The following is a 24,513-nucleotide window of genomic DNA, read 5'->3' on the forward strand; positions in this document are numbered from 1 at the left end:
AAGCCGTTGCCGGGGAACGCGTCGATGCCGGGATTGGTTTCAGTCAGGATGATCGAAGAGCCGGGGCTGCGAATTCGAAGGGCTCGATTCGCCCGGTTGGCAGCTTACAGATATGCGGATTGCAATGATGGCCGGAACGCAATGCGATCCGGCCGGAAATCCGACCGCAGTCTATGTCTGGACGCGGCGAGGATGCCGCGTCCAGACAGAATTCCGATCAGACGAGATCGAAGCGATCCGCGTTCATGACCTTGTTCCAGGCTGCAACGAAGTCTTTCACGAACTTGGCCTTGGCATCGGACTGGCCATAGACTTCCGCGAGCGCGCGAAGCTGCGAGTGCGAGCCGAAGATCAGATCGACACGAGTGCCGGTCCACTTGAGTTCGTTCGTCTTGCGGTCACGCCCCTCGTAAACGCCTTCCTTGCCGGCAACGGGCGCCCAGACGGTACCCATGTCCAGCAGATTGACGAAGAAATCGTTCGTCAGCGTTTCCGGACGCGAGGTAAAGACGCCATGCTCCGGCTTGCCCACCGTCAGCACACGCAGGCCGCCGATGAGCACGGTCATTTCAGGCGCGGTCAGCGTGAGCAGCTGGGCACGATCGACGAGCGCTTCTTCCTGCTTCATGAACTGCAGGCGCTTGCCGTTCACATAGTTGCGGAAGCCGTCGCTGCGCGGCTCGAGCGCGGCGAAGGAAGCTGCATCCGTCTGCTCCTGCGAAGCGTCCATACGGCCGGGGGTGAACGGCACGACGATATCGTGACCGCCGGCCTTCGCAGCCTTTTCGACACCGGCTGCACCGGCTAGCACGATCAGGTCGGCGAGCGACACTTTCTTGCCGCCGGTCTGTGCCGCGTTGAAGTCCTTCTGGATGCCTTCAAGAACGCCGAGAACCTTGGCAAGCTGCGCCGGTTCGTTGACTTCCCAGTCCTTCTGCGGCGCAAGGCGGATGCGAGCGCCGTTGGCGCCGCCGCGCTTGTCGGAGCCGCGGAAGGTCGACGCGGACGCCCATGCGGTCGAAACCAGTTCCTGCACCGTCAGGCCGGAAGCAGCGACTTTAACCTTGAGATCGGCAATATCCTTGTCGTCGATCAGAGGATGATCGACGGCCGGGATGACGTCCTGCCAGATCAGGTCTTCTGCCGGGACTTCCTTGCCGAGATAACGGGCCTTTGGCCCCATATCGCGGTGGGTCAGCTTGAACCAGGCACGGGCGAAAGCGTCGGCGAATTGATCCGGGTTTTCGAGGAAGCGGCGCGAGATCTTCTCGTAGATCGGGTCGACGCGTAGCGCAAGGTCGGAGGTGAGCATCCGCGGCAGGTGCTTCTTCGAGGAATCGAAGGCGTCCGGGATAGTGGCGCCGGCGCCCTTTGCGACCCACTGATGGGCACCCCCCGGGCTCTTTTCCAACTCCCATTCATAGCCGAACAGGTTCCAGAAGAAATTATTGCTCCACTTGGTCGGGGTCGTCGTCCAGGTGACTTCCAGGCCGCTGCCGATGGCATCACGACCGACGCCGCTGTTGAACTTGCTCGCCCAGCCGAGGCCCTGGGCCTCGAGCTCGCTGCCTTCCGGATCGACACCGACAAAGGACGGATCGCCGGCGCCGTGGGTTTTGCCGAAGGTATGGCCGCCGGCGATCAGCGCCACGGTTTCTTCGTCATTCATTGCCATGCGCGCGAAGGTCTCGCGAATGTCGCGCGCGGAAGCCAGCGGATCGGGCGTGCCGTTCGGGCCTTCCGGATTGACATAGATGAGGCCCATCTGCACGGCGCCGAGCGGCTCCGCCAGCTCGCGTTCGCCGCTATAGCGCTCGTCGCCGAGCCAGGTGCCTTCCGGACCCCAATAGAGTTCTTCCGGCTCCCAGACATCGGCACGGCCGCCAGCGAAGCCGAAGGTCTTGAAGCCCATCGATTCGAGCGCGACGTTGCCGGTGAGGATCAAAAGGTCGGCCCAGGAAATGCTGTTGCCGTATTTCTGCTTGATCGGCCAGAGAAGGCGGCGGGCCTTGTCGAGGTTGACGTTGTCAGGCCAGCTGTTGAGCGGTGCAAAGCGCTGCTGACCCTGACCGGCGCCACCACGACCGTCGGTGATGCGATAGGTGCCGGCGCTGTGCCAGGCCATGCGGATGAAGAGACCGCCGTAATGGCCGAAGTCTGCCGGCCACCAGTCCTGCGAATCGGTCATCAGCGCATGAAGATCCTTCTTCAGCGCATCGAGATCGAGCTTCTTGAACTCCTCGGCATAATTGAAATCCTTGCCCATCGGATTGGAAAGGGCGGAATGATGGTGAAGCACCTGCAGGTCGAGCTGGTTCGGCCACCAGTCGCGATTGCGCCTGCCGCGCGCTCCGGAATGATCGACGGGACATTTGCCCGTGCTGTCAGGTTTCTGGTCCATAGTTTTCTCCTGTTGCTCCAGACGACCGTTCGACAGCCGCCCTATCCGTTGAACTATTGGGCCTGATTGCGTGCCCGGGCTTTGCCCGGTTCGATCGGGGTCGGCACGCATCCTCCCTCTTGTTCCTTTTTATCGGATGCGTGTGATAATTTTAAGTTGGATTTACTGATGGCCGCGATAAGCTTGTCTTATGACCAATGTGACACTCAAACAGCTTCGGTATTTTGAAGCCCTGGCGCGCCATGGCCGCTTCCGGCATGCGGCCGATGCCTGTGCAATTTCCCAGCCCGCCCTGTCGATGCAGATCAAGGAACTGGAGGAAGAGTTGGGCGGAGATCTCTTCGAGCGCGGCGCACGCGAGGTCAGGCTGACCGCCTTCGGGCAGCTGTTTGCCCTTCGGGTCCGCGACATTCTCCGGGCCGTGGATGAACTCGGCGACCTTGCCCGCGCATCGCAGGACCGGCTGCTGACACGGTTGAGGATCGGCATTATCCCGACCATCGCCCCCTATCTTCTGCCGGCAATCATCAGCGATCTGAACAGAACCTTCGACAATATCGAAATTCAGGTCCGCGAGACGCTGACGGCGCGGTTGGTCCACGAAGTGGCGCAGGGCGAGCTGGATCTGGCGGTCGTGGCATTGCCGATATCAGAACCGTCGCTGACCGAGATCAAGCTGTTCGAAGAAGAGTTCCTGCTTGTCCGCAGACGCGAAGACGAGGGCAAACCGGTGCCGGAACCGGAGGCCCTGCGGGAAATGCGCTTGCTGCTGCTGGAGGAAGGGCATTGCTTTCGCGATCAGGCGCTATCCTTCTGCGGCATCGAATCCACACGTCCGCGGGAAATTATGGAAGGCAGTTCGCTGTCTACGCTGGTGCAGATGGTCAGCGCCGGCATCGGTATCACCCTCATCCCCGAAATGGCCGTGCCCGTGGAAACGCGTTCGGCTGATGTGTCCATCTCCCGGTTCCGCACCCCGCAGCCGCTGCGGACGATCGGGATCATCTGGCGTAACTCAACGCCCCTGGTCAAACAGCTCCTGCAGATATCGGAAGTCATCCGCCATTCGGCCGCGGGCCTGCGTCAGTCCTCACTTCCCGCACAAGCCGGTTTCGACGGCTGATTCCGGCTGTTCCACTGGCCAGTCCGCAGGCTGCGCTCTAGCTTCCCGCACTTGAACCGATCGCAGGTAAGATAAGGGGAGCGGCCGAATTGGATCTGGTAGACCTGATGCCGATAACACCCGGATGGGTGGACATTGCCGTTCGTCTGGCCGCAACGGTCATAGCCGGAGCATTCATCGGCCTCGACAGGGAGCGAGGGGGACATTCCGCAGGATTGCGCACGACCATCCTTGTCGGACTCGCCGCCTGTCTCTCGATGATCCAGGCGAATATTCTCCTGGCGACGAGTCAGAGCGCAGAGGGATCGATGGATATTCTGCGCTTTCCCCTCGGCGTCCTGACCGGTGTCGGCTTCATCGGCGGTGGCGCCATCCTGCGGCGTGGCGATATCACGACAGGTATTACGACGGCGGCGACCTTGTGGCTCATCACCGCAATCGGTCTCTGCTTCGGCGGCGGACAGATCGTCATCGGCGCCATCGTCACAATCCTCGCCGTGCTGATCCTCTCTCCCCTCAAGCATGTGGATCGCTGGATTTCAGGCGATCAGAGGGGCACCGTAGCGATCAGGCTGGAAAGGGGCGCAGGAATTCCCGATGTGAAGGCTGCGGCGCCGGATCTTTCCGAGGCGATTTTCACGGGCTTGAGGGATATTGAAGACGGGCATCGCGAACTGGTCTACGAGATCAGGTGGAAGTCCGTTCGTGGCGTCCCTGGCGCCGATCAGATTGCCGGATCCCTGGAAAAGAGCTTCCATGTGATGCGGTTCGAACATCGCGCCACAGCGACATAGGCTACCCGCTCGAGCCCCCCCCGTGACGGCCGTCGCTCAGCTTGCGCGTCGCGGCGGCCAATCCTTGACCAGGTCCCGCCGGCCTCAACCGTTGGGCAGCCGGTAACCGGGCGGCAGATGTCCGATCTTGACGTGAAAGAGCTTGGTCATGCCTTCGCGCATTTCGGCTTGATCGACATAGCCCTTGTTGTTCGGATCGATGACGGACCAGCGATTTTCGGCGCCGATGGCATCAAAGGCATGGCCGTTCTGATCTGCAAAGCGCGCCTGGCCTGCCAGATATTCGTCCCTCGTGACCTTGCCGTCCTTGTCGATGTCGGCCCATTGCATCTGCGAGCTGGCAAGGCCGTCGTAGAATTGCGCGATACGCTCCTCCTCGCTCGGCAGCGACGATTCATCGACCGTCCTTTTGGGCGCAACCTCGATGTTCTCGTCGTTGACGGAAGGCGCCTTGCGGGGCTTCGGTACGAAGAGGCTATAAACTGAATTATCCGATCCTACTCTCATCGCTATAATATCCTTTCTGGCTGCGGAACGGGGCCAGAAAAGGCAGCGGGGCTTATCCAGACCTTGCCAAAACAACGAATTGGCGTGTTGTGTTACAATTGAAATCAAAAGCTGCGCGCTTCATGTCCGGAAAGCGCCGCAGGCACGCCCCTGGGCCAATCGACGAGCCAAACGATCGTTTGCGTTGACCCGACAGCCGGATGGCGGGAGGCTGGTGCGCCGATAGAATGGAGAATGATCTTGCCGTTTCTTGTCCAGAACAACAGCCGGATGCAGCGCTACGAACTGCCGATCAACGGCGATGCGATGGCGATGGCCTATTACAGGATGGAGGGCGACAAGATCGTGCTCACGCATACCGAAGTTCCGTTCGAATATTCCGGCGCCGGAATCGGGACGAAACTCGCTGACGGTGTCTTTTCGCTGATCCGGAAAAGCGGTCTGAAGGTCGTTCCGCAATGCGAATTCATGGCGCATTATGCTGCAAAGCACCCCGAATATAACGATCTGATCACCGGCTGATCGCTGATCCCTTCGGCATCCGGACATCGCTGCGGCCGCATCCAGTGCGGCCGCAACCTCACCGATTTGAAGTTATTGCAGCCCGGCCTTGTCGAGACCGTAGAGCTTGTCGGCCGAACCCGGTACGGCCTTGACCGCTACGCTGATGCGGTTCCATGCGTTGATTGCCATGATCTGGAAAGTCAGGTCGGACACTTCCTTCTCGGAAAGCTGGCCGCGAACCTTCTCGTAGAGTTCGTCCGGAACGCCGGTGTCGGACAGCTTGGTAACGGCTTCCGTCCAGGCAAGCGCTGCACGCTCACGCGGGCTGAAGAGCGTCGATTCACGCCATGCCGCGACGTGATAGAGGCGAAGTTCGCGTTCGCCGTGGATCTTTGCTTCCTTGGAATGCATGTCCACGCAGAAGCTGCAGCCATTGATCTGCGATGCGCGGATTTCGACCAGATCGCGGATTGTCTGCTCGATGGAACTGTCTTTCAGCTCCATCGTGAAGGCGGTGAGCTTCTTAACGAGTTCCGGCGAAAGTTGCGCGTAATTCAGTCTTTGCGTCATGTCATCCTCGTCCTTCGAAAATGCTGATGTTGGGGGCGGACCGCCAAGGCAAACGCCCACGCGCGGTCGTATGATGAGTAACAAGCGCGGTAAAAAGCGGTAGCTAACCATCGGTTGGGGTATAGGCGCGCCATGTCCGCCGCCCTCTCACCCCTTCGCAGCCGACTCCCCGAACTATTTCGTTATGGTTGTAACAGAAGGCCAGCCTGCGGACGGGCCGGCACGGTGAAACCGTTGCAGCGGATTTTCAACCAAGTATCTGATATACAATTAGTTATTTGAACATTGACGTGCAGCGTCCACCTCGAACGGCGCAACAATTTTTGATTGATAGCGCCAGTTTCAAGCAAGTTACCACCCATAGCCCGGGAGCAGTAACAACAGTCTAAGACGGCTGTATTTGCAGAGCGATATTGCGACAACCCGAGCAACGTTCGGGAATTCCTGAAGGCTGCCAATGAATGGCAATGGGCCGGGAGCAATGCCTATTCAAACCCTCTCATATCACCAAGGAAAAAAGACATGGTTTCTCCAGTTGGCCTCACGCGTTACTACAGCGCCCGAATTGCACTGGGTGTTCTCAAGGATGGAAGTTCGTCATCCGATGAGGGCAATTCCAACAGCACCGCGGGGCGACTTCTGGATTCGCTCGGCATCTCGTCCGGGGGTGCCGGCGGGCTCGATTCCAGGAGCTTGATGCAGCTCATGTCGATGCTTCAGAACCAGCAGAACAATCCCTATGGCAGTGACGAGTACCCACCGGCGGAACCCCCGTTCACAACGATGGGCTCCAAGGATTTCATGACGGCGCTGAAGGACAAGCTCTCTCAAGCCGGCGACGATCCTGCCAGCTACATCAATTCGCAGGACATGCTGCAGGCGCTTAAGGACGGCACCCTGAAGATCACCGACCCGGTCAATGGCGAAACCATCACCGGCTGGGATCCGTCCGCGAAGGGAGCGACCGCCAACAAGCCGGAAACGGCCGACAAGGATGAGTGGAGCGCCTTTCTGAACGAGCACCTGAAGCGCGGCCCCGATGGATCTTTCGAACGATCGAAGAACGGCGCCTATATCGACGCGAAAACCGGCGAGAATGCCTATTTCGGCAAGGTGAACGGGAAATACTACTACTTCACCTGGCCCGCCGAGGGCGCGGCTGGGGCAGACAAGCCGGCAACAAACTAAGCGACGAACGAGCAGGCGGGGGACCGCCGGGTATCCGACGGTCCAGAGAATTCTCACGTCAATGCGTGCTTCTGCATCTCGGCTTCAATGAAGTCGGAGAAGAGCCGCAGGCGGTAGGTCGGCATCCGTCCGAAGGCATGCACGGCCTGGAACGGCGGGCTTTCCAGTTTGGCACCGGGCAGCAGCTGGACCAGCTCGCCACGATCCAGCTCGTCCTGAACGATGCATTTCATCAGATAGGCCGCACCCACGCCGCCCACCGCCGCCATGCGGATCGCAGTACCCGTATCGAGATCCACCTGGCCCGCCGGCATCATCGTCGCGCCATCGGCAAAGCGGATCGGATACGCATTGCCGTCGATCGCATAGCGCGCGAAAGGAATGTCGCGCAGCCTGTCCGCATGGTCGATCGGCCCCCATGTCTTGACGAAGGACGGCGAAGCGACCAGGGCCATCTCCAGATGCACGAGCGTTCGCATCATCAGATCGCTTCCTTCGACCTTGCCGACGCGGAAGGCGATGTCGTAATTTTCGCGGATCAGATCCACGTGCCGATCAGTCGTTCCGATATCGAGCGTGATTCCAGGATGCTGCGGCACGAAACGCGTGAAAATCGCCGGCAGGAGCAGTCTTGCGAGTTCGCTCGGCAGACTGACGCGGAGATGGCCCGTCGCCCCATGTTCCGGCTGAAAGATATCGCCGGAATCCTCGATTTGCCGCAGAAGCGGTGAAATCCTCGCATAGAAGTTTTCGCCGTCGGGCGTGAGCGTCAGGACGCGCGTCGAGCGCCGAAGGAGCTTCAGTCCAAGCAGGCTCTCCAGCCGGGAAATGCTCTTCGACACGCCCGACGGCGTCGTCCGAAGGTTCCTCGCCGCGGCACTGAAGGAGCCTGTTTCCACGGTCTTCACAAAGGCGACCAGCCCCGCCGTCTCGCCCAACAAACTACGCATCTATCTATTCGTCCCCGATTCCAGAATTGACAAACGATGCATCGGCACAGGGCTGCATCAGTGTGTCGGCAGCGGCCTATATACGGTCACGAAAATCAACCGGCGAGCGGACGGCGGGCAGAATGCCGTCCGACAAGGGCGCCTTCATCCGGGCATCCGCCGCCATCAAGCCTGCAATCATCTGGCGCAGCGCGCTGCCAAATTCCTCACGGCCGCGGTGGCGGCGCAAGGATCAGCCATGCGCATGATTGCGGAATACCGCTCGAATGGCCTGCAGCAGGTAGAATCGCCGGTGGTCATGCTGCATGGCATGATTGCCGACATTCCCGCTCAATGCCTCCCGATGGGCGAGATTGGCCGCAAGATCTTCAGCGAGTTCGGGGCGCTCGTGGAGGAGTGGTGCAAAAGCCTCCTTGCCGATTTCATAGACCGTCACCCGTGTTATCGCCCGCAGCGCATGGCTCTCCCCTATGCCCGCAAGAAAGCCTCCTTCGCCGAAAAAGTCGCCCGGCGCCAGCCGCGCCGTCTCCCTGTCGTCCTTTCGCATCGAAACGATGCCCGCCTTGATGATCATAAGGCTGGAGAGGGCGTCTCCCTCCTTTGCGATCTCTTCACCGGGAGAGAAGGTGCGCTTGACCGCCGATGCCGCAAGCACCGTTATTTCGTCGGCGGTGAGCACCGAAAATACCGGTATCGCTTCGATGAGACATTGCGCCGGGGCAGCGCCGGCGGCGGATAGATTCTGCGCGGAATCCTCGTTTGCCGTGATGACCTTGCTGAGCGGCATTGCAAGCTGAAGTCCGCTGGACTTGCAATGACGGTAGACAAGATCGATCACCTCGCTGCGGGCGACGCCTCGCTGAAGCGGGCTGGTGACCTGAAAATAGAGTTCGACATGAACCGCGCTGGCATCGATGCCGACGAGCGAAACGGCCGGCGGCGGATCCTTGATGATGGAATTGCAGCTATCCAGCACCGTCTGCATGATACCAAGAATGACATGCGGCATACGTGTCGGGACAATCCGGATCGAGAGCGTGATCAGGTGGTTTTCGTCGGGCTGGCTGATATTGGTCAGCCCGAGTTTGGCAAGCACGCTGTTCGGCAGGACGACGATATTGTGAGCGGCCGTCAGCAGATGCGTCGAGCGCCAGTCGCTTGCAACGACACGTCCTTCCGTGCCGTCGCTGAGCAAGATCCAATCGCCGATGACATAGGGACGTCCGAGCGTCAGAGCAATCCCGGAAAACACGTCGCCCAGCGTGTTCTGCAAGGCGAGACCGAGGATGATGGCAATAACACCCGATGTCGCCAGCAAGGTGCCGATCGGGACACCGAAGACGAACGCCATGACCGACAGGGCGACGCCGAGATAGACGACCGCGACCAACAGGTCCTGAATAAGCCTTGCCTCTCTCGGCCTGCCGTCCAGCACGATGTAGATGCGCAGGAAGCCGACGACGGCCCAGGAGAGATGAACCCACCAGAGGATCTTGGCGGAGACAAAGAGCGCACTCATGCTTTCCAGATGCGGCGGGTCGAAGCGAAACGGGACAATCCGCGCGAGAATCAGAACGATCGTCATCGCGGCAAAAAACAGGATCTGGACGATGAGGCGCGCGTTTGGCCGAGAGCGCCCCTGCAGATGCCATACGACGATGCCCGCCACGCCCAGGACGTTCAGCAAGATAACAAACGAGACGATTTCCTGCGGCATGCGGTTTTCTCATCGATAAAAGCACGGGGAAAGATGCGCTTCCGCCGTCTGGAACGTGGCGACCGGACAGTCGCAAGGCGATCGTTTTCGAGTTCGCGCTCCTGTCGGCTTATGCCAGAGCATGGTCAGGCCTTGGCGATAAGCGCACGAAGCGAAGCATAGTCATTGGTCCGTCTGCCCAGCTACTAAAACAAAAGTGGGCTTGACAGGGCTGTCAGGCTTCCGTGGGGCATGAATCTGTTCGGAATCTCGATCGGCAGGAAACCATTGATCGACTCCGCCGGGTTTAAATTGCCAGCGAGGGGCAAACTTCGGTTTAGTTGAAAGGCAGGCGCCATCTGTTACCATAGGCTGCAGACTGGGTTCATCATGGAAAACAGGCAATTGCTCGGGCCGCTATTGGCAGCAACGAGGTCGGGGCCTGAAGAATGGAGCGTGCACGCCCTGGGAGCGGACGTGTTTTCATTTTCCGTGATGCCAGCGATTTGCAGGGCGTACCGATAATCTCGAAATGCCGGATGAACCGGCGCAATGGTCAGAGGTCTTATGCAACCCGGGCAAAAAACGACGATCGCGATCATAGACGACGACCAGTGTCTGTTGGAATCGCTCAAGGATCTGTTCGAAACCACAGGCGTTGAAAGCCGGACCTATACGTCCGCGGACGCTTTCCTCAGGTCCGGCGACATGCATCATGTGAAATGTATATTGGCGGATGTAAGAATGCCCGGAACCAGCGGCCTCGAGCTGCTCTCTGCCGTCGTCAGGGATGGTGGCCCGCCGGTGTGCATCATGACGTCCTTTGCCGATAGCCGCACGGAAGCTGCCGCGAGATCTTCCGGTGCGGCTGCGTTTCTTGAAAAACCGCTGAACTCCAAAGACCTGATGGAATTCGTGGCCTCTGCTGCAAAGCCCTAACCCCAATCATGGAATATACGTCGCCAATTTCCTTCGGGACTGCGAAGCCGTTGGTCACTATGCTCACCATCTGCGCAGCAACGACAACCGGGGGCTCGAGCTTGAGCCCGGACGGGGGCGCTGGCGATGAATGAGGAACAAATGCGTAATCTTGACGGCGCGAACCGCCGCTCGCTCGTGAACTGGCTGATATCGGGCATTCGAGACGAGCAGCAGATCGAGCCCATATTTCTGCAATTCTGCGACCGTCTCGTTTGCTGCGGCGTCTCTCTCAGCCGCGCCAGTCTTCATCTTCGCGTTCATCATCCCCAGTGGCTCGGAACACGGGTGGTCTGGGTCAAGGATCACAGGCAGGCAGATATCACGACGATCGGTTACGACGTCGAGGCGACCGACGCTTTTCTCAGAAGCCCCTTTCGCGTCGTCATCAGGAGCGGCGTCGAACTGCGGCAGCGGCTTCAGATCCACGGACCGCATCAATTTCCCGTCTTCGAAGAGCTGAAAGCGGAAGGCCATACCGACTACACCGCATGGCCGCTCGACCATACCCAGGGCAAGAGGCACCTCGCGACGTTTTCGACGAGCGAGCCCGGCGGATTCACGGACGAGGAAATAGCGCTTTTTCGGGAAATCCTTCCGCTGTTTTCATTGGTCAGCGAAATCCGCCTCAAGAACCAGCTGGCACTGACGCTGCTGCAGACCTATGTCGGACCGCATGCCGGCGAACAGATTCTGGATGGAGCGACGACGCGCGGAAGCGGCATGTCGGTCAATGCCGCCATCATGATCTGCGATCTGAGGAACTTTACGAAGCTTTCCGACCGCCGGCCGCGCGACGAGGTGATTTCCATCCTGAACCAGTATTTCGACGCCATCGCCGATCCGATCGAAAGGCATGGCGGAGAAATCCTCAAATTCATGGGCGATGGGCTGCTTGCGGTCTTTCCGCTTGAACAGGCCGGCGCCTGCAGCGATCTGCTGCAGGCCGTCTTCGAGGCGCAGGAAGCGATCGCGAGGCTCCGGGGAACAGCTCGCGGATACGAGGTGCGCTACGGCACGGGCATTCATCTCGGAGAGGTGATGTACGGCAATATCGGCTCCAGGAAACGCCTGGATTTCACCGTGATCGGTCCCGCCGTGAACATCGCCTCTCGTCTTGAGGCCCTGACGAAGGAACTGCATCGCCCTGTCCTGATATCGGCGGACTTCGTGCGGATTGCGGGCTGTGCGGATCAGACGGAATGCCTGGGGGCCTACAATCTCAGAGGCTTCGAGCAGCCGGTCGAGGTCCATGCGCTTCGCCTGTCATAGACCGGGCCCTGACATCGCATCGCGAAGCTTCGTTCATCGCCTGAGCCTCGGGCGCTCGTCCACTGTCACGTTGCAATCCAGAATATAGCCGGTTCCGCGCGCCGTCCTGATCAGACTCGGGTTTGAGGGGTCTGTCTCCAGCTTCCGTCGCAGTCGCAGGACCAGCGCATCGATGCTTCGGTCGAAGACCTCCTCCGAATGGACACGGCTCGCCGCGAGCAACCGTTCACGCGACAGGACCTGTTTCGGTGCATTGAGGAATGCGACAAGGAGATTGAACTCGGTGGCGGTCAGCTTCGTTTCGCCGAGACCCGGTCTCGCAAGTGTCCGCTGGCGCATGGAAAGCGTCCAGTCGCCAAACATATAGGCGCGGCGCTCGCGCCCGGCCTCGGGCACGAGCCTGCCGCGCATGGCCGCCTTCAGCCGCGCGAGGAATTCTCGCAGGCCGAATGGCTTGGTGATGTAGTCGCTTGCGCCGAGCTCAAGCCCGAGCACCTTGTCGGCCTCCTCGATGCGGTCGGCGCTGGTGACGATGACAGGCGCGGTCGAGAGCGCCGCCAGCCGCTGCACGATCTCAAGGGCGTCCTCTCCCTTGAGATTGAGGTCGATGACGAATGCATCGGCCATTTCCATCGAGAGCGTGTTCTGCAGTTCCTCACTGCTGCTGACAGCGGTAACGCGAAACGCCTGCTGCGCGAGAAAATCACTGATGAGACTACGTGCGGCGTGATCGTCATCGGCAACGAGGACATGCTGCATGGGCTTCTCCATCCGGCAATGCGAGGAGGCACAGCTCAGCCAGATATAACAATGACTTGCGACCAGTGTGTCGTGAATGGCGCCTCTCCCCGTTCATAGTCGAAGAGGACCCGCCGGACGATCAAACGTCCGTTTAGGTTTAACCGGGAATTCTGCAGATTTACGGTGATCCTGAACGCCATTCGTCAAATCCTCTGACGATCGGACCGGGGGCCCGGGCTACGGACAATCGCAGATGAAACTCACGTATAGCTTCCCACAAATTGCATAACAGATAGCGTTATCCCGCCTGACTCGACGGCAATATTCCTCCCAAGACGAAATTTCGCGGCGCCCATCAAGCATCGCGGAACAAGGAGACGTATATGGATCCGCAACAATATCGGCCGACGCGCCGAGATACGATGACGGGGGCGATTACACTTGCCGTCGCTGCCGCAACATTAAAATTTTCTCCGCCTGCAATGGCCGACCAGCCGAAGAAATCGAAGGAAGAACATGCCATGAGCAACGAATACGTCACCACGAAAGACGGCGTCCAGATCTTCTACAAGGATTGGGGTCCGAAGGACGCGCAACCGATCGTCTTCCACCATGGCTGGCCGCTCAGCTCCGACGACTGGGATAACCAGATGCTTTTCTTCCTCGGCAAGGGTTATCGCGTCATTGCGCATGACCGCCGCGGGCACGGTCGCTCCAGCCAGGTCAGTGACGGTCACGACATGGACCATTATGCCGCCGACGCCGCAGCTGTCGTGCAGCACCTCGACCTCCGCAACGCGATCCATGTCGGCCATTCGACCGGCGGCGGCGAGGCAACCCACTATGTCGCGCGTCACGGCAAGGGCCGTGTCGCCAAGCTCGTCCTCATTGGCGCCGTCCCGCCGATCATGGTCAAGACGCCGGCCAATCCGGGCGGCCTGCCGATCGAGGTCTTTGACGGCCTGCGCGCGGCTCTGGCCGCAAACAGGTCGCAGTTCTACACCGATCTCGCCAGCGGCCCGTTCTACAGCTTCAATCGTCCGGGCGCCCAGGTCTCGCAGGCCATTGTCCAGAACTGGTGGCGCCAGGGCATGGCCGGCGGCGCCAAGCCCCACTATGACGGCATCAAGGCTTTTTCGGAAACGGACTTCACCGAGGATCTCAAGTCGATCGAGGTTCCGACCCTCGTCATGCACGGCGACGACGACCAGATCGTCCCGATCGCCGATTCCGCCCTGCTTTCGGCCAAGCTGCTCAAGAATGCCACGCTGAAGGTCTACAAGGGCCTGCCGCACGGCATGGCGACGACGCATGCCGACATCGTCAATGCGGATCTGCTGAGCTTCTTCCAGGCCTGATGGTTTGGGGCGCCGTCCAGGCGCCCCTTTCAGGCTGCATGAGGATGAGCTTCAATCCTGCCCCGTCCGAAAACTGCGGGCTGGCAATATACCCCAAGACGATCAAAGCCCCTTGCGGGGCTTTGACTATTCCTTGCGGCTTTCGTGGTGGTCAATGACCCGGAGGCGGGGTAGCCGTCTTGACCCACTCGGAGTAGCGCGTCCGGCCAATCCGCGCCTGGCTGCCGGGCATAAGAGAACCTTCCTTCAGCAGAGCACCGAAATAGCGGGTCTGATCATCGGAGATGACCTCGCGCTTGTCGCCGATCTGCCGCATATAACGGGTGACGGCATCCGCAATCGTGATCGGTTCCGGACCGGCGATTTCGACGGTGGCGTTCAGCGGATTGCCGAGGACGACATCGACCAGCGCGTCGGCAACATCGTCCGAGAAGATCGGCTGCATCATGGCCGGCGAAAGGTGGACCTTGTCGCCCTGCACGCCGGATTGGGCAATGCCGAACATGAATTCGAAAAACTGCGTCGAATGAACCAGGGAATAAGGGATCCCGGATTCCTTGATGATCTTCTCCTGGGCCAGCTTGGCGCGCATATATCCGCTGTCAGGAAGCCGTTCGGTGCCGACAACGGAGAGCGCAACATGATGTTTCACGCCGGCGGCTGCTTCAGCGGAGGCGATGTTGCGGCCCGCGGTCTGGAAGAATTCCATCACTGCCTTGTCTTCGAAAGACGGCGAGTTGGAGAGGTCGACCACGACCTGTGCGCCCTTGAGAACGTTTGCGAGCCCTTCGCCGGTAATCGTATTGACACCGGTTGCCGGAGAGGCGGCAATTGTCTCGTGGCCCTTGGCCTGGAGGCGTTTGACGAGCTTCGAACCGATCAATCCGGTTCCGCCGATAACGACGATTTTCATAATCTGCTCCTTCTTGCTGTACCAAAGTGTTGAAAATGCGCTTCGCCACACAGGCGAGACGGGGCAGCCGCCAGTTCAGGCCGGCTTGTCCGGACCGGACGATGCGCGAGTGGTGACAAGACCGATGCGCGCCTCGAGAAATTCAGGCGATTTCTCTGTAGAATGAACAGGTTGCGCCATCGCTTCGGTCCTGGGTTCTAGTGCATGGATGCTGCCGTCTCGGATCGGCTACCCGGATCTAAACCTAAGCGATTGCTGTCGGACGCATAGCCAAACATACGTTGGGGATCTGTCGGCGGCCTATGCGGTTGACCGGGGTTCAGCAGGAAATGCCCGGCCAGTAACCGGCAGCCATGCCAGCTTTCCGCAAGGCGTTTAACCCCGCTGCAGCTGCTCGACCTTGCGCACCAGATCCGCAAGCGATCGGCACTGCATCTTGCGCATGAGGCTCATGCGATGAAGCTTGACCGTCATTTCGCTGATGCCGAGCTGATAGGCGACCTGCTTGTTCATCAAACCGCTCGCCACCGCATGCATGACCTCCTGCTCCCGCGGGGTGAGGCTATCGGCAAGCGTCTGAACACGTTTCAATTCTTCGTTCGACTTGCGGCGTTCGTCATCCAACCTGATGGCGTGATCGACGGCATCGAGGAGAACCTGGTTGATGAAGGGCTTGGTGATGAAATCGGTCGCCCCTGCCTTCATTGCCCTGACGCTCGTGGGAACGTCCGCGTGGGCCGTAAGGAATATGAGCGGCAGCTTGCTGCCAAGCGCCAGAAGCTGGCTTTGAAGATCGAGGCCCGAGCCCCCCGGCATTCGCATGTCGACGACAATGCAGCCGGGCGCGTTTACATCAGCCCATTTGAGAAATTCGTGGCCGCTTGAAAAGGCTGATGCGCGCTTGTTCGTAACCGTGAAGAGATCGACGAGGGCGCTGCGCATCTCTGCATCGTCGTCGATGACGTAAACGATCGGCTCGGCACTCCTGTCCGTCTTTACCTGAGCGTTCTGCATCGAATTACCTCTTTGGTATCTGGGAGATCCCGGCCGTGACTGCGCCTGTATCCCTCTCGCCACCCTTGTCGGCTCCCGGCGGCAGACCATGCCAGCCGCCCGAGCAAATAGATCGCCGCGCCGGCCTGCGTGGTGCCAACCTGCTCAACGAGACGCCAATTGATACCATAGGACAGGCGACGGCGGACGGTACACCTTGGTTTACCATCGCCTGCCGCCGCAAGGAGAACTGCTTGGCCGCCAAAGCCAAACAAGACCGGCAGCAGAGGCTGCCGGTCTTGCCTGCTCGACGACGCAAGCCGGATGGGTTGGACGCTCGACTGCCATTTCGTTGGCCACAGGATGAAACCGGAAAAACCCTGCGTTCATCATCCCCATCGTGCCCGGTTAACACGGCTCACGGGACTTCAGATACCGATCGATGCCGTGGCTGGCATCCCTAACATTGGTTTTGCCAAACCTTGGTTTGGGCCGACCCTATCCCGCCGGACATTCAACCTTTTCTCGCTGGGAAATAGCAACGCGCGCGCTACCCTTTCTGGGGGTCAACCTAAAACTTCGTTTTATCGATCCGATCCCGCAAACAGTTATCCTTACCGGCATGTCGGTCACTTCCCAGGGGCGTGAGATGAAGATTACGGTTGTCGGTGCGAGCGGGATAATGGGGTCCAAGATCGTTCGCGAACTGGAGCGGGCGGGGCAGACCGTCAATGGAGTATCGACCAGCACCGGCGTCGATGCCTATAGCGGCGATGGAGTGCAGGCGGCGCTTGCCGAGGCGGACGTGGTGATCGACGTCACCAATTCCGGCTCATTCGGCGATTCAAACGCGCTCGACTTCTTCAAGCAGGCGGGCAAGAACCTGCTGGCAGCCGCGAAGCATGCCGGCGTCGGGCACTACCTTGCCCTGTCCGTTGTTGCGACGGACCGGCTGGTGGAGAACGACTATTTCCGCGCCAAGATGGTTCAGGAAAATCTCATAAGGGCTTCGGGCCTGCCTTACACCATCGTCAGGTCGGCCCAATTCTTTGAATTTTTCGACGGCATCATCAATCTGGCAGGTGACGGCAATGATCTGCGCCTGTCCCCCTCCCTGGTAAGACCGATCTCAGCGGATGAAGCCTCAACCTTGATTGCCAGGATCATGGTCGGCGCGCCCCGCAACGACATCGTCGAGATCGCCGGTCCGGAAGCCATCCAGCTGGATCAATTGGCCCGCGAGATCCTGACGGCAACCGAAGATCCGCGATCGATCGCGATCGATCCAGACGCGCCGTTCTTCGGTGTCGAGCTTGCAAGAACGACACTGCTTCCGGGAACAAATGCCGTTGCCGGAACCGTCACGTTCCACGACTGGCTTTCCCGATCGATGATGGCCGCCTAGCGGCGACGCTTCTGCGGAGGGCAGCAACCGGGAGCGAAAAAGGAGGCACTGAGAAGCGCCTCCTTTTCTTGTGGCCGGAATATGCGCTCTACGCCCGGATGCCTGCAACTCCCTGCCGGCTCGATGAGGCAGCCGCCTGCTGAACCGCCCATAGCGTTGCAAGGATCCCGAATATCGCGGGCAGGCTCACGGCCGGGAAGTCACGCAGGATCACCGACGAAGAGCAGATCCCGACAGCGACTTCCCAAAGATGGAACGCTGCATGCGCGATGAGCCAGAGCGTCGCTCCGGCCCACATCTCGACCCGACGGTTCGGCTTCCAGGCGCCAAAGGCAAAGGCAAGCGCAATGAAGCCCTGGATGATGCCGATATCACGAATGAAATGCTGGTTGAACATCCCGGTATCGGTGACGCCGGGGATAAAATAGTACCAGCTTTCGGGATCGTAGAGCATGTAAAGGGCGAGCCAGCCGGCAAGCAATATGTTGAAACCGACCATGCCATAGACAATGAATTTCGTGACCTGCATCGCAACCTCCTTGGATAAGCGGACCTCAAAATTAACATTCGAGGCCAGGGCTTACTTCCCAAACCAAGGTTGGGGCGGACTGCGATGCGGCAGCGAAGAGCCGTGCGGCGATCACCATCCGCACGTCGTTTTCGGCAGAAAGTCGCCGACCCGGCCCTCGTGGGCTGCACATTCATCGAAACGCTGCCGTGGGCTGCGCCAATCGGCGGAGCCCACGCAAGAACAGGACGAAGTTTCGACCCTACTTGGCAGAAGCCGCATCCTCGATGATCTTCGCAACCTTGTCGGGATGAGAAACCATCACGACATGCGACGCGCCCTTGACCACGACAGTTTCCCTGGAATGGGCGCGTTCGGCCATCCAGCCGAGGGCCTTGGCGGGAATGTTCTTGTCCGCATCGCCATAGATGAACCAGGAAGGAATAGTCTGCCACGCTGCGCCGGGCGCACCTTCGGTCAGGGCCGCTTCAGTGATCGGACGCTGCGTCGCGGCCATCAGCTTTGCCGCCTTTGCCGGAACGTCGGCGGCAAACTGGTCATGAAACTTGTCCTGCCGGATATAGAGATCCTTTCCGCCATTCGCCAAGGCCACGGGCTCGGCAAGCGTCGGTGCGAGCGTGCTGCCGGGGAACTTGCCCGAGAGGTCAGCGGCAGACTCGCCCTTCTCAGGGGCAAAGGCAGCGACATAGACCAGCGCCTCGACATTCTTTGTCTCCACAGCGGCCTCGCTGATGACCGACCCGCCATAGGAGTGGCCGACAAGGACGACCGGGGTCTTGATGCCGGCGACGATGCGGCCGACATAATCACCATCGGATTTCACGCCGCGCAGCGGATTGGCGACGGCAACAACCGGATAACCATCCTTTTCCAAACGAGCGACAACCTCATTCCAGCTCGACGCATCGGCAAAGGCGCCGTGCACGAGCACCACCGTCGGCTTTGCCGCGGGTTCTGCGGCTGCGGGAACGGCAAGAACCGCCAGTGCGCCAAGTGCGAATACGGATTTCAGGATTCTATGCATGGGTTGGTCTCCTTTATTGAATTGCGCACAATTTAATATGGCGCAATTATATGTCGACTCACGTTTTGTTCAACTGATCGCGAGCAACTGGTGAAGGAGCGCTCCGGATGCCGGGTCAGGCGCTGCGATCACCACCGTGAGCAGCCGTATGGTTGTATTGGCCAGCCCTCTGCCGCAAGCCAAACCTCTGTTTTAGATGCGAGATCTCAGAGCGGCACTGACGCGGGAACTGCGCCCGCGAACCACTTTCCGGGCGGTTTTTGCCGGAGCTCTGCCGGGCTATGAGATTTGCTTGTCCGGCCGGCGAGAGAGCCGGCCGGACAAAGATTTGGCGGGCCTGGGTCAGGCCACGCACATGCCGCCATCGACATGAAGCTCGATTCCGTTCACGAATGTGCCTGCGGACGCGAGGAAGAGTGCTGCCTGAGCCAGTTCTTCGGGGCGTCCGAGACGTCCCGCCGGTATCAGATCCGCCATCTGCTGCTCGAACTGCGGGCGGTTGCTTTCGCTGACGCCGAGTTTTCCCAGGATCTCGGTTTCGACAGGACCGGGGCTCAGGATGTTGACCCGGATCCGGCGCGGTTTGAATTCAATCGCCCAATTGCGGGCAAACGCGGCGAGCGCAGCCTTGGTGCCGGCGTAAACGGTGTGGTTCGGCAAGACCTTCGTCCCGGCCAGTGAACTCGTCACGATGATGTTTCCGCCGTCGCGGATATGGGGAGCGATGGTCTGGACGCCAAAGAAGACGCCGCGCGCGTTGACCGCGAAATGCTGGTCGTATTCGGCCTCGCTGACAGTCTCTGAAGCCGCGAGATTGATGACGCCCGCATTGGCCATATAGACATCGATGGCGCCAAAGCGCTCCCTTACCTCGGCCGCGAGCCGGTGATGGAAATCGATGCTGGCGACATCGCCGCAAATTCCGATTGCGCCGCGGCCGATCTCCCGGACCGCTCCATCGACGACATCCTGGCGGCGTCCGGTGATGACGACTGTCGCGCCCTCCTCGGCGAAGAGCCGCGCCGTCGCCTTTCCTATGCCGCTATTGCCACCGGTGATGATGGCCACCTTATCCTTCAGGCTTTGCATCTGAATTCTCCTTGTTGACGCGCAGGAGATAATCGGTCGCACCGGCCTCTATTAGCCGGGCCAGAGGACAAGGAACTTTGCCTGGAACAGACAAATGGGCCGATGAATGCATTCAGTTTGCCGCCCGGCGGCGGCGATCGGCAGGCGGATCGGAGGCGAACGGCTGCCGGAGACGCGTCCTTCCCGCATGAATTGCTTCCGTTTTCCGCTGTATCGTAGGATAAATCCTGCTGCAGGCATGAAGCCTGCAAGACGCGAACGTGTCGCCGGGAGCAGGGGATGATCGTCAGCCGGAGCGTCAGGGCATTGCGCAAACGGGAACGGGCGCTTGCCGAACTCGTCGACAAGGTGCCGTCTCACATCTGGCGGCTGACGGCGGACGGCGAGCCGATCTTCTTCAACAAACGGATGATCGACTACCTCGGTCTGGATATCGCCGATATCCGCCAGCCGGGCATGAGCGGGCTGGACGCAATGATCGAAATGGCGATCCATCCCGATGACGCCGCGCGTTTCAGGAACACGCTCCGGCACTGCTTCGCCTCCGGGGAAAGCTTCTCCACGCGGTACCGCCTGCGTCGTCACGACGGCATCTATCGCTGGATGTCGAGCCGAGCGGATTCGATACACGACCGTCATGGACGCATCAGCCAGTGGTACGGCCTCTGCCACGATATCGACGATCAGATCCGCGCCGAAGAGGCGCTGCAACGCAGCGAGCGGCACCTTCAGCGGCTCATCGACGCCTTGCCCGTGCATATCTGCAGTTGGACGCCGGCAGGTGAGGTCTCCTATGTCAGCCGGCGCTACATGCGGGAACTGGGCCTTTCCAAAGCGAATTTCGAGCAACTCGCGAAGGCAGCGCTGGACCTTGTCCATCCCGAGGACCGGCTGGAGGTACAAGGCAGGGCCGCTCATTGCATCCGAACAGGCGAACCGTTCATGATGCGATACAGACGGCACGGGCCGGACGGCTTGTTCCACTGGACGGAAGGCCGCTTCGAGCCTCTTCGTGACCAGAACGGTGCCATCGTGGAGTGGTACGGCCCGTCCATCGATGTCGAGGATCAGGTTCGTGTCCAGGATGCCCTGCGCCTCGCCCAGCAGAATCTCGCGCGCGCAAGTCAGGCGGCGAGCCTTGCAGAGCTTTCCGCCTCGATCGCCCATGAGATCAGTCAGCCGCTCGCAGCCGTCATATCAAGCTCGGATGTCAGCCAGCGCTGGCTTTCGGAGCAGCCGCCCAATATCGAACGGGCGCAGAAAGCAGTCGAGCGCATCTCGGAAAGCGCCCATTCCGCCGTCGAGGTCGTCGGTCGCATCCGCGCTTTGTTCAAACGCTCCGAAACGACGAGAGATTACACCGCCCTCGACAGCGTGGTGAGAGAAGCCCGCGACCTCATGGCCGAGGAGGCGCTGCGGCGGCGGGTGCGCATGGATGTCGAGCTCGAACGTGACCTGCCGCCGATCGCCTTCGACCGGGTTCAGGTTCAGCAGGTTCTGATCAATCTTATCCGCAACGGCCTGGAAGCCATGGATTCTGCCGGCGACGACCGCGTTTTGCGCATCCGCGCCCGTCGTGCGACCAATGCGGTGCAGATCGAAATCAGCGACCGCGGGCCGGGCGTCGAATTTCCCGACAGGATATTCGAGCCCTTCTTCACCACCAAAGGACAGGGGATGGGCATGGGACTGGCAATCAGCCGCTCCATCGTCGAATCTCACGGCGGACGATTGAGCGTCGAGCAGGCCGACCCGCACGGCGCGACATTTATCTTCACCCTGCCGGTCGACGTCGGACAGGCCGTTCACGCCTGACACGTAAAACTGCTGCACATTCCTGCAGGAATTGCTTCAGCTGCCGCGGTATTTGCTGATCGCGCGCTCCAGCCACGACATGAGCAAATCGGCATTGACGGGCTTTTTCAGAAAGGCGATCGCACCGGCCTGAAAAACGGCGGCCTCGACGTCCTTGTCCCCATGCGCAGTCATGATGATGACAGGCGGATGCGATGGCATTCTGCTCAATGCCTGCAGCATCTCGACGCCGGACATTCCCGGCATTCTCACGTCGGCGAGGATACAATCGACAAGCGAATAACCTCTTCCTGTGAGGAATGTCTCGGCGGACTCGTAGAGCTCGCATTCGTAACCGGCCGCCTCGAGCAGATCCTTGAGGGATTCCCTGAGGTAGCGATGGTCATCGATGACGGCGACAATCTTGTTGGGGGAACTTGCCATTGCGTCAGCACAATTCTTCTTTTTCGGGCAATGAGCTAGGCGCCACGCAGGTTACTGATACAGTTTGAGATCCGGTTGCAACATGTCAAATTTGCGAACAAGCTCCGCCAGGGAGCTCGCCTGCATCTTTTTCATCATTCTTCCCCGATGCAGTTTCACCATGATTTCGCTGATCTGCATTTCATGCGCAATCTGCTTGTTCATCAGCCCGGCTGCAACATGGTGCAAGACCTCCCGCTCACGCGGGGTAAGCCTGGCCTCGCAGTTCTTTACCTCGGCGCGGACGGCGGCCTCTTTGCGGTTCTCCGCATCCCGCCTGATCGCTTCGGCGACTGCGGCAATCACGGCGCTTCCGGCAAATGGCTTGATCAGGAAATCCGTCGCTCCTGCCTTCATCGCCTTTACGGTCAGCGGAATACTTCCATGGCCCGACATGAAGACGATCGGCATGGTGTTGCCGGCTGCGGCGAGCTGGTCCTGGAAGTCTAGGCCGCTGATACCGGGCATCCGCACGTCAAGGAGGATGCAACCCGCCTGCCCCATATCGCAATTCTCCAGGAAATCCGAAGCGCTCTCGAACGCGACGGCCTTCATCGCCACAGACTCGAAGAGGTCCACCAGCGAGGCCCTGACAGGGCCTTCGTCGTCAACGATACAGACAATCGGTTCGTCCTTCGTGCTGACTTGATCGATCGTCATGGCTTTCTGCGCCTCCAAACGACGGCCTTGCATATCTCCCCACTGCCGACACCACGGCCAAGCCCGAATTCGACACTGCCTCGCTCCGCAGCCTCCACGCCGGAATCGCATCCGGCTTCGCGATGGCCTGCCTGCGATATTAGCATGCGGAGCCTATCACAAAAATACGCCAAGGGTTTAGGTTAAGCGACGGGACCGATCCGCGGACCTGCCAGATTCTCTTGTGATTGCAGGCAGATAGTTTCGACAGTCACGGCGGACTGACCAGTTTGGCGCGGCCGCGCGGAACTGCCGCAAGGCACACTTTCGTTGCCCCTGCGCACACCTTCGTATAGCTCGCCAGCCCGCGAACCGCCTGTAAGCTGATCCTGTCGAAAGTCGATCAAAGGCAATGATCATGAGACATGACCCAAGCTCCCAGTACAGGCCCCTCGAGACGCCGAGGTTTCCGCTACTGGTCATTGCCGGCCTGATTGCCGGGATATTGCTTTATCTCGGCTGCGGCGCGACATCGGCGCCGAGGGCAGCCGCGAAAGTCTACGTGCCGCTTGCGACATCCTCATCAGCGCAAGCCGGGCCGGTGAGTGCGTATTTTTCCGTGAATGGCGCAACGTTCGCCTCGTCACCCGATCGTCGGCAGACGCCGCTCAGGCTCGCGTCTCGTTAGCACCCAAAGGCTGGGAACGAAGCTGCAAGACCCAGACGCATAAAATCACGCCCGGCGCCATATATATTTGGTTTAATCGCTCCCTCCTTCAATTTCCTGATCTGCGACTGTATTCTCATGCCGTTCCGGAAAGCGGCATGTCTGCCGGCAATTGGAGGATCATGCATGGGGGTGACCACCTCCAAAGGGTCGAAAACGCCGGTCGCGATTTTGGTTGATGACGATGCGACCGTATGCGCGGCGCTGGAGAACCTGCTGAATTCGGTTGGCATCGACGCAATGACGTTTTTATCGGGCCGGGAATTTCTCGAAGCAAAGCTGCCCGACCGCCCGAGTTGCGTCGTGCTGGATGTCCGCATGCCCGGCATCAGCGGCCTGGATCTGCAGCACCACCTGACGCGCAACGGCGTCGCGACACCCGTCCTGTTTCTCACGGCGCACGGCGATATCGCAATGAGCGTGCAGGCGATGAAGGCCGGTGCGCAGGATTTCCTCACCAAACCCGTGCGGGACCAGACCTTTCTCGATGCCGTATCGAAAGCCATCGCCACCGATATCAGCCGCAGGAACGCATTGTCTGCGGCGGACAAATACGTTTCCCTGTTCGAAACCCTCACCGTACGCGAGCGCCAGGTTCTGAAACTCGTCGTCTCCGGCGAGGTCAACAAGCAGATAGCCTTCTCCCTCGGGATCAGCGAATTTACGGTGAAACTTCACCGCAGCAATATGATGAAGAAAATGCAGGTCAGTTCGGTGGCGCAGCTTTTCAATGTCTGGCAGGCGCTGCCTTCGCATGTTCGAATGAACGATGGCTGAGATGACGCGCCAGCGCCGGCTCACGAGAAGATAACGACAGCAAGAGCAAAGAGGACTT

Annotated in this window: 23 protein-coding genes; 10 read left to right on the forward strand and 13 right to left on the reverse strand. The window is 59.8% G+C overall.

All coding sequences use genetic code 11. The features are described 5' to 3' along the window. Positions 1-217 precede the first annotated feature (217 nt). Positions 218-2,401: a catalase/peroxidase HPI gene (katG, locus tag ACFPWW_RS16290; protein WP_112570129.1), complete on the reverse strand. Its 2,184-nt coding sequence runs from the start codon at positions 2,399-2,401 to the stop codon at positions 218-220. A gap of 190 nt (positions 2,402-2,591) precedes the next feature. On the opposite strand from katG, the gene ACFPWW_RS16295 reads away from it, so the two are divergent. Together ACFPWW_RS16295 and ACFPWW_RS16300 are read left to right on the forward strand one after the other, a co-directional pair. Continuing rightward, positions 2,592-3,524, forward strand: coding sequence for a hydrogen peroxide-inducible genes activator (locus ACFPWW_RS16295; RefSeq protein ID WP_112570131.1), 933 nt, complete (start codon positions 2,592-2,594; stop codon positions 3,522-3,524). 107 nt (positions 3,525-3,631) lie between these two features. Further along, positions 3,632-4,318: an MgtC/SapB family protein gene (locus ACFPWW_RS16300; RefSeq protein ID WP_112703569.1), complete on the forward strand. Its 687-nt coding sequence runs from the start codon at positions 3,632-3,634 to the stop codon at positions 4,316-4,318. An 84-nt stretch (positions 4,319-4,402) separates the two neighbouring features. Here ACFPWW_RS16300 and ACFPWW_RS16305 read toward each other — a convergent pair whose 3' ends face one another. Next, entirely contained in the window at positions 4,403-4,825 is a 423-nt protein-coding gene (locus tag ACFPWW_RS16305) for an EF-hand domain-containing protein (RefSeq protein ID WP_112753833.1), read from the reverse strand. 240 nt (positions 4,826-5,065) lie between these two features. On the opposite strand from ACFPWW_RS16305, the gene ACFPWW_RS16310 reads away from it, so the two are divergent. Next, positions 5,066-5,347, forward strand: a complete 282-nt coding sequence (locus tag ACFPWW_RS16310; protein WP_377312532.1) for a GNAT family N-acetyltransferase — start codon at positions 5,066-5,068, stop codon at positions 5,345-5,347. Between the two features lie 72 nt (positions 5,348-5,419). Here the strand turns inward: ACFPWW_RS16310 and ACFPWW_RS16315 are convergent, their stop codons facing one another. Beyond that, the gene (locus tag ACFPWW_RS16315) at positions 5,420-5,899 is read right to left on the reverse strand and encodes a carboxymuconolactone decarboxylase family protein (protein WP_112570137.1); all 480 of its coding nucleotides are present in this window, start codon (positions 5,897-5,899) and stop codon (positions 5,420-5,422) included. 522 nt (positions 5,900-6,421) lie between these two features. Here ACFPWW_RS16315 and ACFPWW_RS16320 point away from each other — a divergent pair. Continuing rightward, positions 6,422-7,087 (forward strand): hypothetical protein, encoded by a 666-nt coding sequence (locus ACFPWW_RS16320; RefSeq protein WP_377312534.1) that lies wholly within the window; start codon positions 6,422-6,424, stop codon positions 7,085-7,087. Positions 7,088-7,140: 53 nt separating this feature from the next. Here the strand turns inward: ACFPWW_RS16320 and ACFPWW_RS16325 are convergent, their stop codons facing one another. Both ACFPWW_RS16325 and ACFPWW_RS16330 read right to left on the reverse strand, forming a co-directional pair. Next, positions 7,141-8,037: a LysR family transcriptional regulator gene (locus tag ACFPWW_RS16325; protein ID WP_377312535.1), complete on the reverse strand. Its 897-nt coding sequence runs from the start codon at positions 8,035-8,037 to the stop codon at positions 7,141-7,143. Between the two features lie 232 nt (positions 8,038-8,269). Then, entirely contained in the window at positions 8,270-9,754 is a 1,485-nt protein-coding gene (locus ACFPWW_RS16330) for a cyclic nucleotide-binding domain-containing protein (protein WP_377312537.1), read from the reverse strand. Between the two features lie 531 nt (positions 9,755-10,285). Here ACFPWW_RS16330 and ACFPWW_RS16335 point away from each other — a divergent pair. Further along, positions 10,286-10,672, forward strand: coding sequence for a response regulator transcription factor (locus ACFPWW_RS16335; protein WP_377312538.1), 387 nt, complete (start codon positions 10,286-10,288; stop codon positions 10,670-10,672). Positions 10,673-10,813: 141 nt separating this feature from the next. After that, positions 10,814-11,983 (forward strand): adenylate/guanylate cyclase domain-containing protein, encoded by a 1,170-nt coding sequence (locus tag ACFPWW_RS16340; protein ID WP_113413714.1) that lies wholly within the window; start codon positions 10,814-10,816, stop codon positions 11,981-11,983. 33 nt (positions 11,984-12,016) lie between these two features. Here the strand turns inward: ACFPWW_RS16340 and ACFPWW_RS16345 are convergent, their stop codons facing one another. Further along, a complete protein-coding gene (locus ACFPWW_RS16345; RefSeq protein ID WP_377312539.1) occupies positions 12,017-12,742 on the reverse strand; it encodes a winged helix-turn-helix domain-containing protein in 726 nt (241 codons plus the stop codon). A 503-nt stretch (positions 12,743-13,245) separates the two neighbouring features. Here ACFPWW_RS16345 and ACFPWW_RS16350 point away from each other — a divergent pair. Further along, entirely contained in the window at positions 13,246-14,082 is an 837-nt protein-coding gene (locus ACFPWW_RS16350) for an alpha/beta fold hydrolase (RefSeq protein WP_112570623.1), read from the forward strand. 151 nt (positions 14,083-14,233) lie between these two features. Here ACFPWW_RS16350 and ACFPWW_RS16355 read toward each other — a convergent pair whose 3' ends face one another. Together ACFPWW_RS16355 and ACFPWW_RS16360 are read right to left on the reverse strand one after the other, a co-directional pair. Further along, positions 14,234-14,995, reverse strand: coding sequence for an SDR family oxidoreductase (locus tag ACFPWW_RS16355; protein WP_377312540.1), 762 nt, complete (start codon positions 14,993-14,995; stop codon positions 14,234-14,236). A 375-nt stretch (positions 14,996-15,370) separates the two neighbouring features. Further along, a complete protein-coding gene (locus ACFPWW_RS16360) occupies positions 15,371-16,009 on the reverse strand; it encodes a response regulator transcription factor (RefSeq protein WP_112703510.1) in 639 nt (212 codons plus the stop codon). A 628-nt stretch (positions 16,010-16,637) separates the two neighbouring features. On the opposite strand from ACFPWW_RS16360, the gene ACFPWW_RS16365 reads away from it, so the two are divergent. Further along, the gene (locus tag ACFPWW_RS16365) at positions 16,638-17,393 is read left to right on the forward strand and encodes an SDR family oxidoreductase (protein ID WP_377312709.1); all 756 of its coding nucleotides are present in this window, start codon (positions 16,638-16,640) and stop codon (positions 17,391-17,393) included. Positions 17,394-17,481: 88 nt separating this feature from the next. Here ACFPWW_RS16365 and ACFPWW_RS16370 read toward each other — a convergent pair whose 3' ends face one another. From ACFPWW_RS16370 to ACFPWW_RS16380, 3 genes are all read right to left on the reverse strand, one after another. Beyond that, positions 17,482-17,922 carry a hypothetical protein gene (locus tag ACFPWW_RS16370; protein WP_112570155.1) on the reverse strand — a complete coding sequence of 147 codons (441 nt, stop codon included), beginning with the start codon at positions 17,920-17,922 and terminating at the stop codon, positions 17,482-17,484. A gap of 241 nt (positions 17,923-18,163) precedes the next feature. After that, the gene (locus tag ACFPWW_RS16375) at positions 18,164-18,946 is read right to left on the reverse strand and encodes an alpha/beta fold hydrolase (protein WP_112755406.1); all 783 of its coding nucleotides are present in this window, start codon (positions 18,944-18,946) and stop codon (positions 18,164-18,166) included. Positions 18,947-19,288: 342 nt separating this feature from the next. Next, positions 19,289-20,035, reverse strand: coding sequence for an SDR family NAD(P)-dependent oxidoreductase (locus tag ACFPWW_RS16380; RefSeq protein WP_377312541.1), 747 nt, complete (start codon positions 20,033-20,035; stop codon positions 19,289-19,291). A gap of 279 nt (positions 20,036-20,314) precedes the next feature. On the opposite strand from ACFPWW_RS16380, the gene ACFPWW_RS16385 reads away from it, so the two are divergent. After that, positions 20,315-21,850: a PAS domain-containing sensor histidine kinase gene (locus ACFPWW_RS16385; RefSeq protein ID WP_377312542.1), complete on the forward strand. Its 1,536-nt coding sequence runs from the start codon at positions 20,315-20,317 to the stop codon at positions 21,848-21,850. Between the two features lie 36 nt (positions 21,851-21,886). Here the strand turns inward: ACFPWW_RS16385 and ACFPWW_RS16390 are convergent, their stop codons facing one another. Together ACFPWW_RS16390 and ACFPWW_RS16395 are read right to left on the reverse strand one after the other, a co-directional pair. After that, positions 21,887-22,273, reverse strand: coding sequence for a response regulator transcription factor (locus ACFPWW_RS16390; RefSeq protein WP_112570163.1), 387 nt, complete (start codon positions 22,271-22,273; stop codon positions 21,887-21,889). Between the two features lie 51 nt (positions 22,274-22,324). Continuing rightward, positions 22,325-22,972 carry a response regulator transcription factor gene (locus tag ACFPWW_RS16395; protein ID WP_377312544.1) on the reverse strand — a complete coding sequence of 216 codons (648 nt, stop codon included), beginning with the start codon at positions 22,970-22,972 and terminating at the stop codon, positions 22,325-22,327. A gap of 832 nt (positions 22,973-23,804) precedes the next feature. Between ACFPWW_RS16395 and ACFPWW_RS16400 the strand changes: the two genes are divergently transcribed. After that, a complete protein-coding gene (locus tag ACFPWW_RS16400) occupies positions 23,805-24,455 on the forward strand; it encodes a response regulator transcription factor (RefSeq protein WP_112570167.1) in 651 nt (216 codons plus the stop codon). Positions 24,456-24,513: the final 58 nt, after the last annotated feature.

The sequence above is a fragment of the Rhizobium sp. GCM10022189 genome (assembly GCF_042656325.1).
Lineage (GTDB): Bacteria > Pseudomonadota > Alphaproteobacteria > Rhizobiales > Rhizobiaceae > Rhizobium.

Excerpts from the sequence above, each read along its gene's own strand:
- ACFPWW_RS16295 (WP_112570131.1), top strand. The coding sequence starts at position 2,592 with ATGACCAATGTGACACTCAAACAGCTTCGGTATTTTGAAGCCCTGGCG.
- ACFPWW_RS16320 (WP_377312534.1), top strand. The coding sequence starts at position 6,422 with ATGGTTTCTCCAGTTGGCCTCACGCGTTACTACAGCGCCCGAATTGCA.
- ACFPWW_RS16390 (WP_112570163.1), bottom strand. The coding sequence starts at position 22,273 with ATGGCAAGTTCCCCCAACAAGATTGTCGCCGTCATCGATGACCATCGC.
- ACFPWW_RS16375 (WP_112755406.1), bottom strand. The coding sequence starts at position 18,946 with ATGCATAGAATCCTGAAATCCGTATTCGCACTTGGCGCACTGGCGGTT.
- ACFPWW_RS16300 (WP_112703569.1), top strand. The coding sequence starts at position 3,632 with ATGCCGATAACACCCGGATGGGTGGACATTGCCGTTCGTCTGGCCGCA.
- ACFPWW_RS16340 (WP_113413714.1), top strand. The coding sequence starts at position 10,814 with ATGCGTAATCTTGACGGCGCGAACCGCCGCTCGCTCGTGAACTGGCTG.
- ACFPWW_RS16305 (WP_112753833.1), bottom strand. The coding sequence starts at position 4,825 with ATGAGAGTAGGATCGGATAATTCAGTTTATAGCCTCTTCGTACCGAAG.
- ACFPWW_RS16380 (WP_377312541.1), bottom strand. The coding sequence starts at position 20,035 with ATGCAAAGCCTGAAGGATAAGGTGGCCATCATCACCGGTGGCAATAGC.
- ACFPWW_RS16350 (WP_112570623.1), top strand. The coding sequence starts at position 13,246 with ATGAGCAACGAATACGTCACCACGAAAGACGGCGTCCAGATCTTCTAC.
- ACFPWW_RS16395 (WP_377312544.1), bottom strand. The coding sequence starts at position 22,972 with ATGACGATCGATCAAGTCAGCACGAAGGACGAACCGATTGTCTGTATC.
- ACFPWW_RS16365 (WP_377312709.1), top strand. The coding sequence starts at position 16,638 with ATGAAGATTACGGTTGTCGGTGCGAGCGGGATAATGGGGTCCAAGATC.
- ACFPWW_RS16370 (WP_112570155.1), bottom strand. The coding sequence starts at position 17,922 with ATGCAGGTCACGAAATTCATTGTCTATGGCATGGTCGGTTTCAACATA.
- ACFPWW_RS16335 (WP_377312538.1), top strand. The coding sequence starts at position 10,286 with ATGGTCAGAGGTCTTATGCAACCCGGGCAAAAAACGACGATCGCGATC.
- ACFPWW_RS16360 (WP_112703510.1), bottom strand. The coding sequence starts at position 16,009 with ATGCAGAACGCTCAGGTAAAGACGGACAGGAGTGCCGAGCCGATCGTT.
- ACFPWW_RS16400 (WP_112570167.1), top strand. The coding sequence starts at position 23,805 with ATGGGGGTGACCACCTCCAAAGGGTCGAAAACGCCGGTCGCGATTTTG.
- ACFPWW_RS16385 (WP_377312542.1), top strand. The coding sequence starts at position 20,315 with ATGATCGTCAGCCGGAGCGTCAGGGCATTGCGCAAACGGGAACGGGCG.
- ACFPWW_RS16315 (WP_112570137.1), bottom strand. The coding sequence starts at position 5,899 with ATGACGCAAAGACTGAATTACGCGCAACTTTCGCCGGAACTCGTTAAG.
- ACFPWW_RS16355 (WP_377312540.1), bottom strand. The coding sequence starts at position 14,995 with ATGAAAATCGTCGTTATCGGCGGAACCGGATTGATCGGTTCGAAGCTC.
- ACFPWW_RS16325 (WP_377312535.1), bottom strand. The coding sequence starts at position 8,037 with ATGCGTAGTTTGTTGGGCGAGACGGCGGGGCTGGTCGCCTTTGTGAAG.
- ACFPWW_RS16345 (WP_377312539.1), bottom strand. The coding sequence starts at position 12,742 with ATGCAGCATGTCCTCGTTGCCGATGACGATCACGCCGCACGTAGTCTC.
- ACFPWW_RS16330 (WP_377312537.1), bottom strand. The coding sequence starts at position 9,754 with ATGCCGCAGGAAATCGTCTCGTTTGTTATCTTGCTGAACGTCCTGGGC.
- katG (WP_112570129.1), bottom strand. The coding sequence starts at position 2,401 with ATGGACCAGAAACCTGACAGCACGGGCAAATGTCCCGTCGATCATTCC.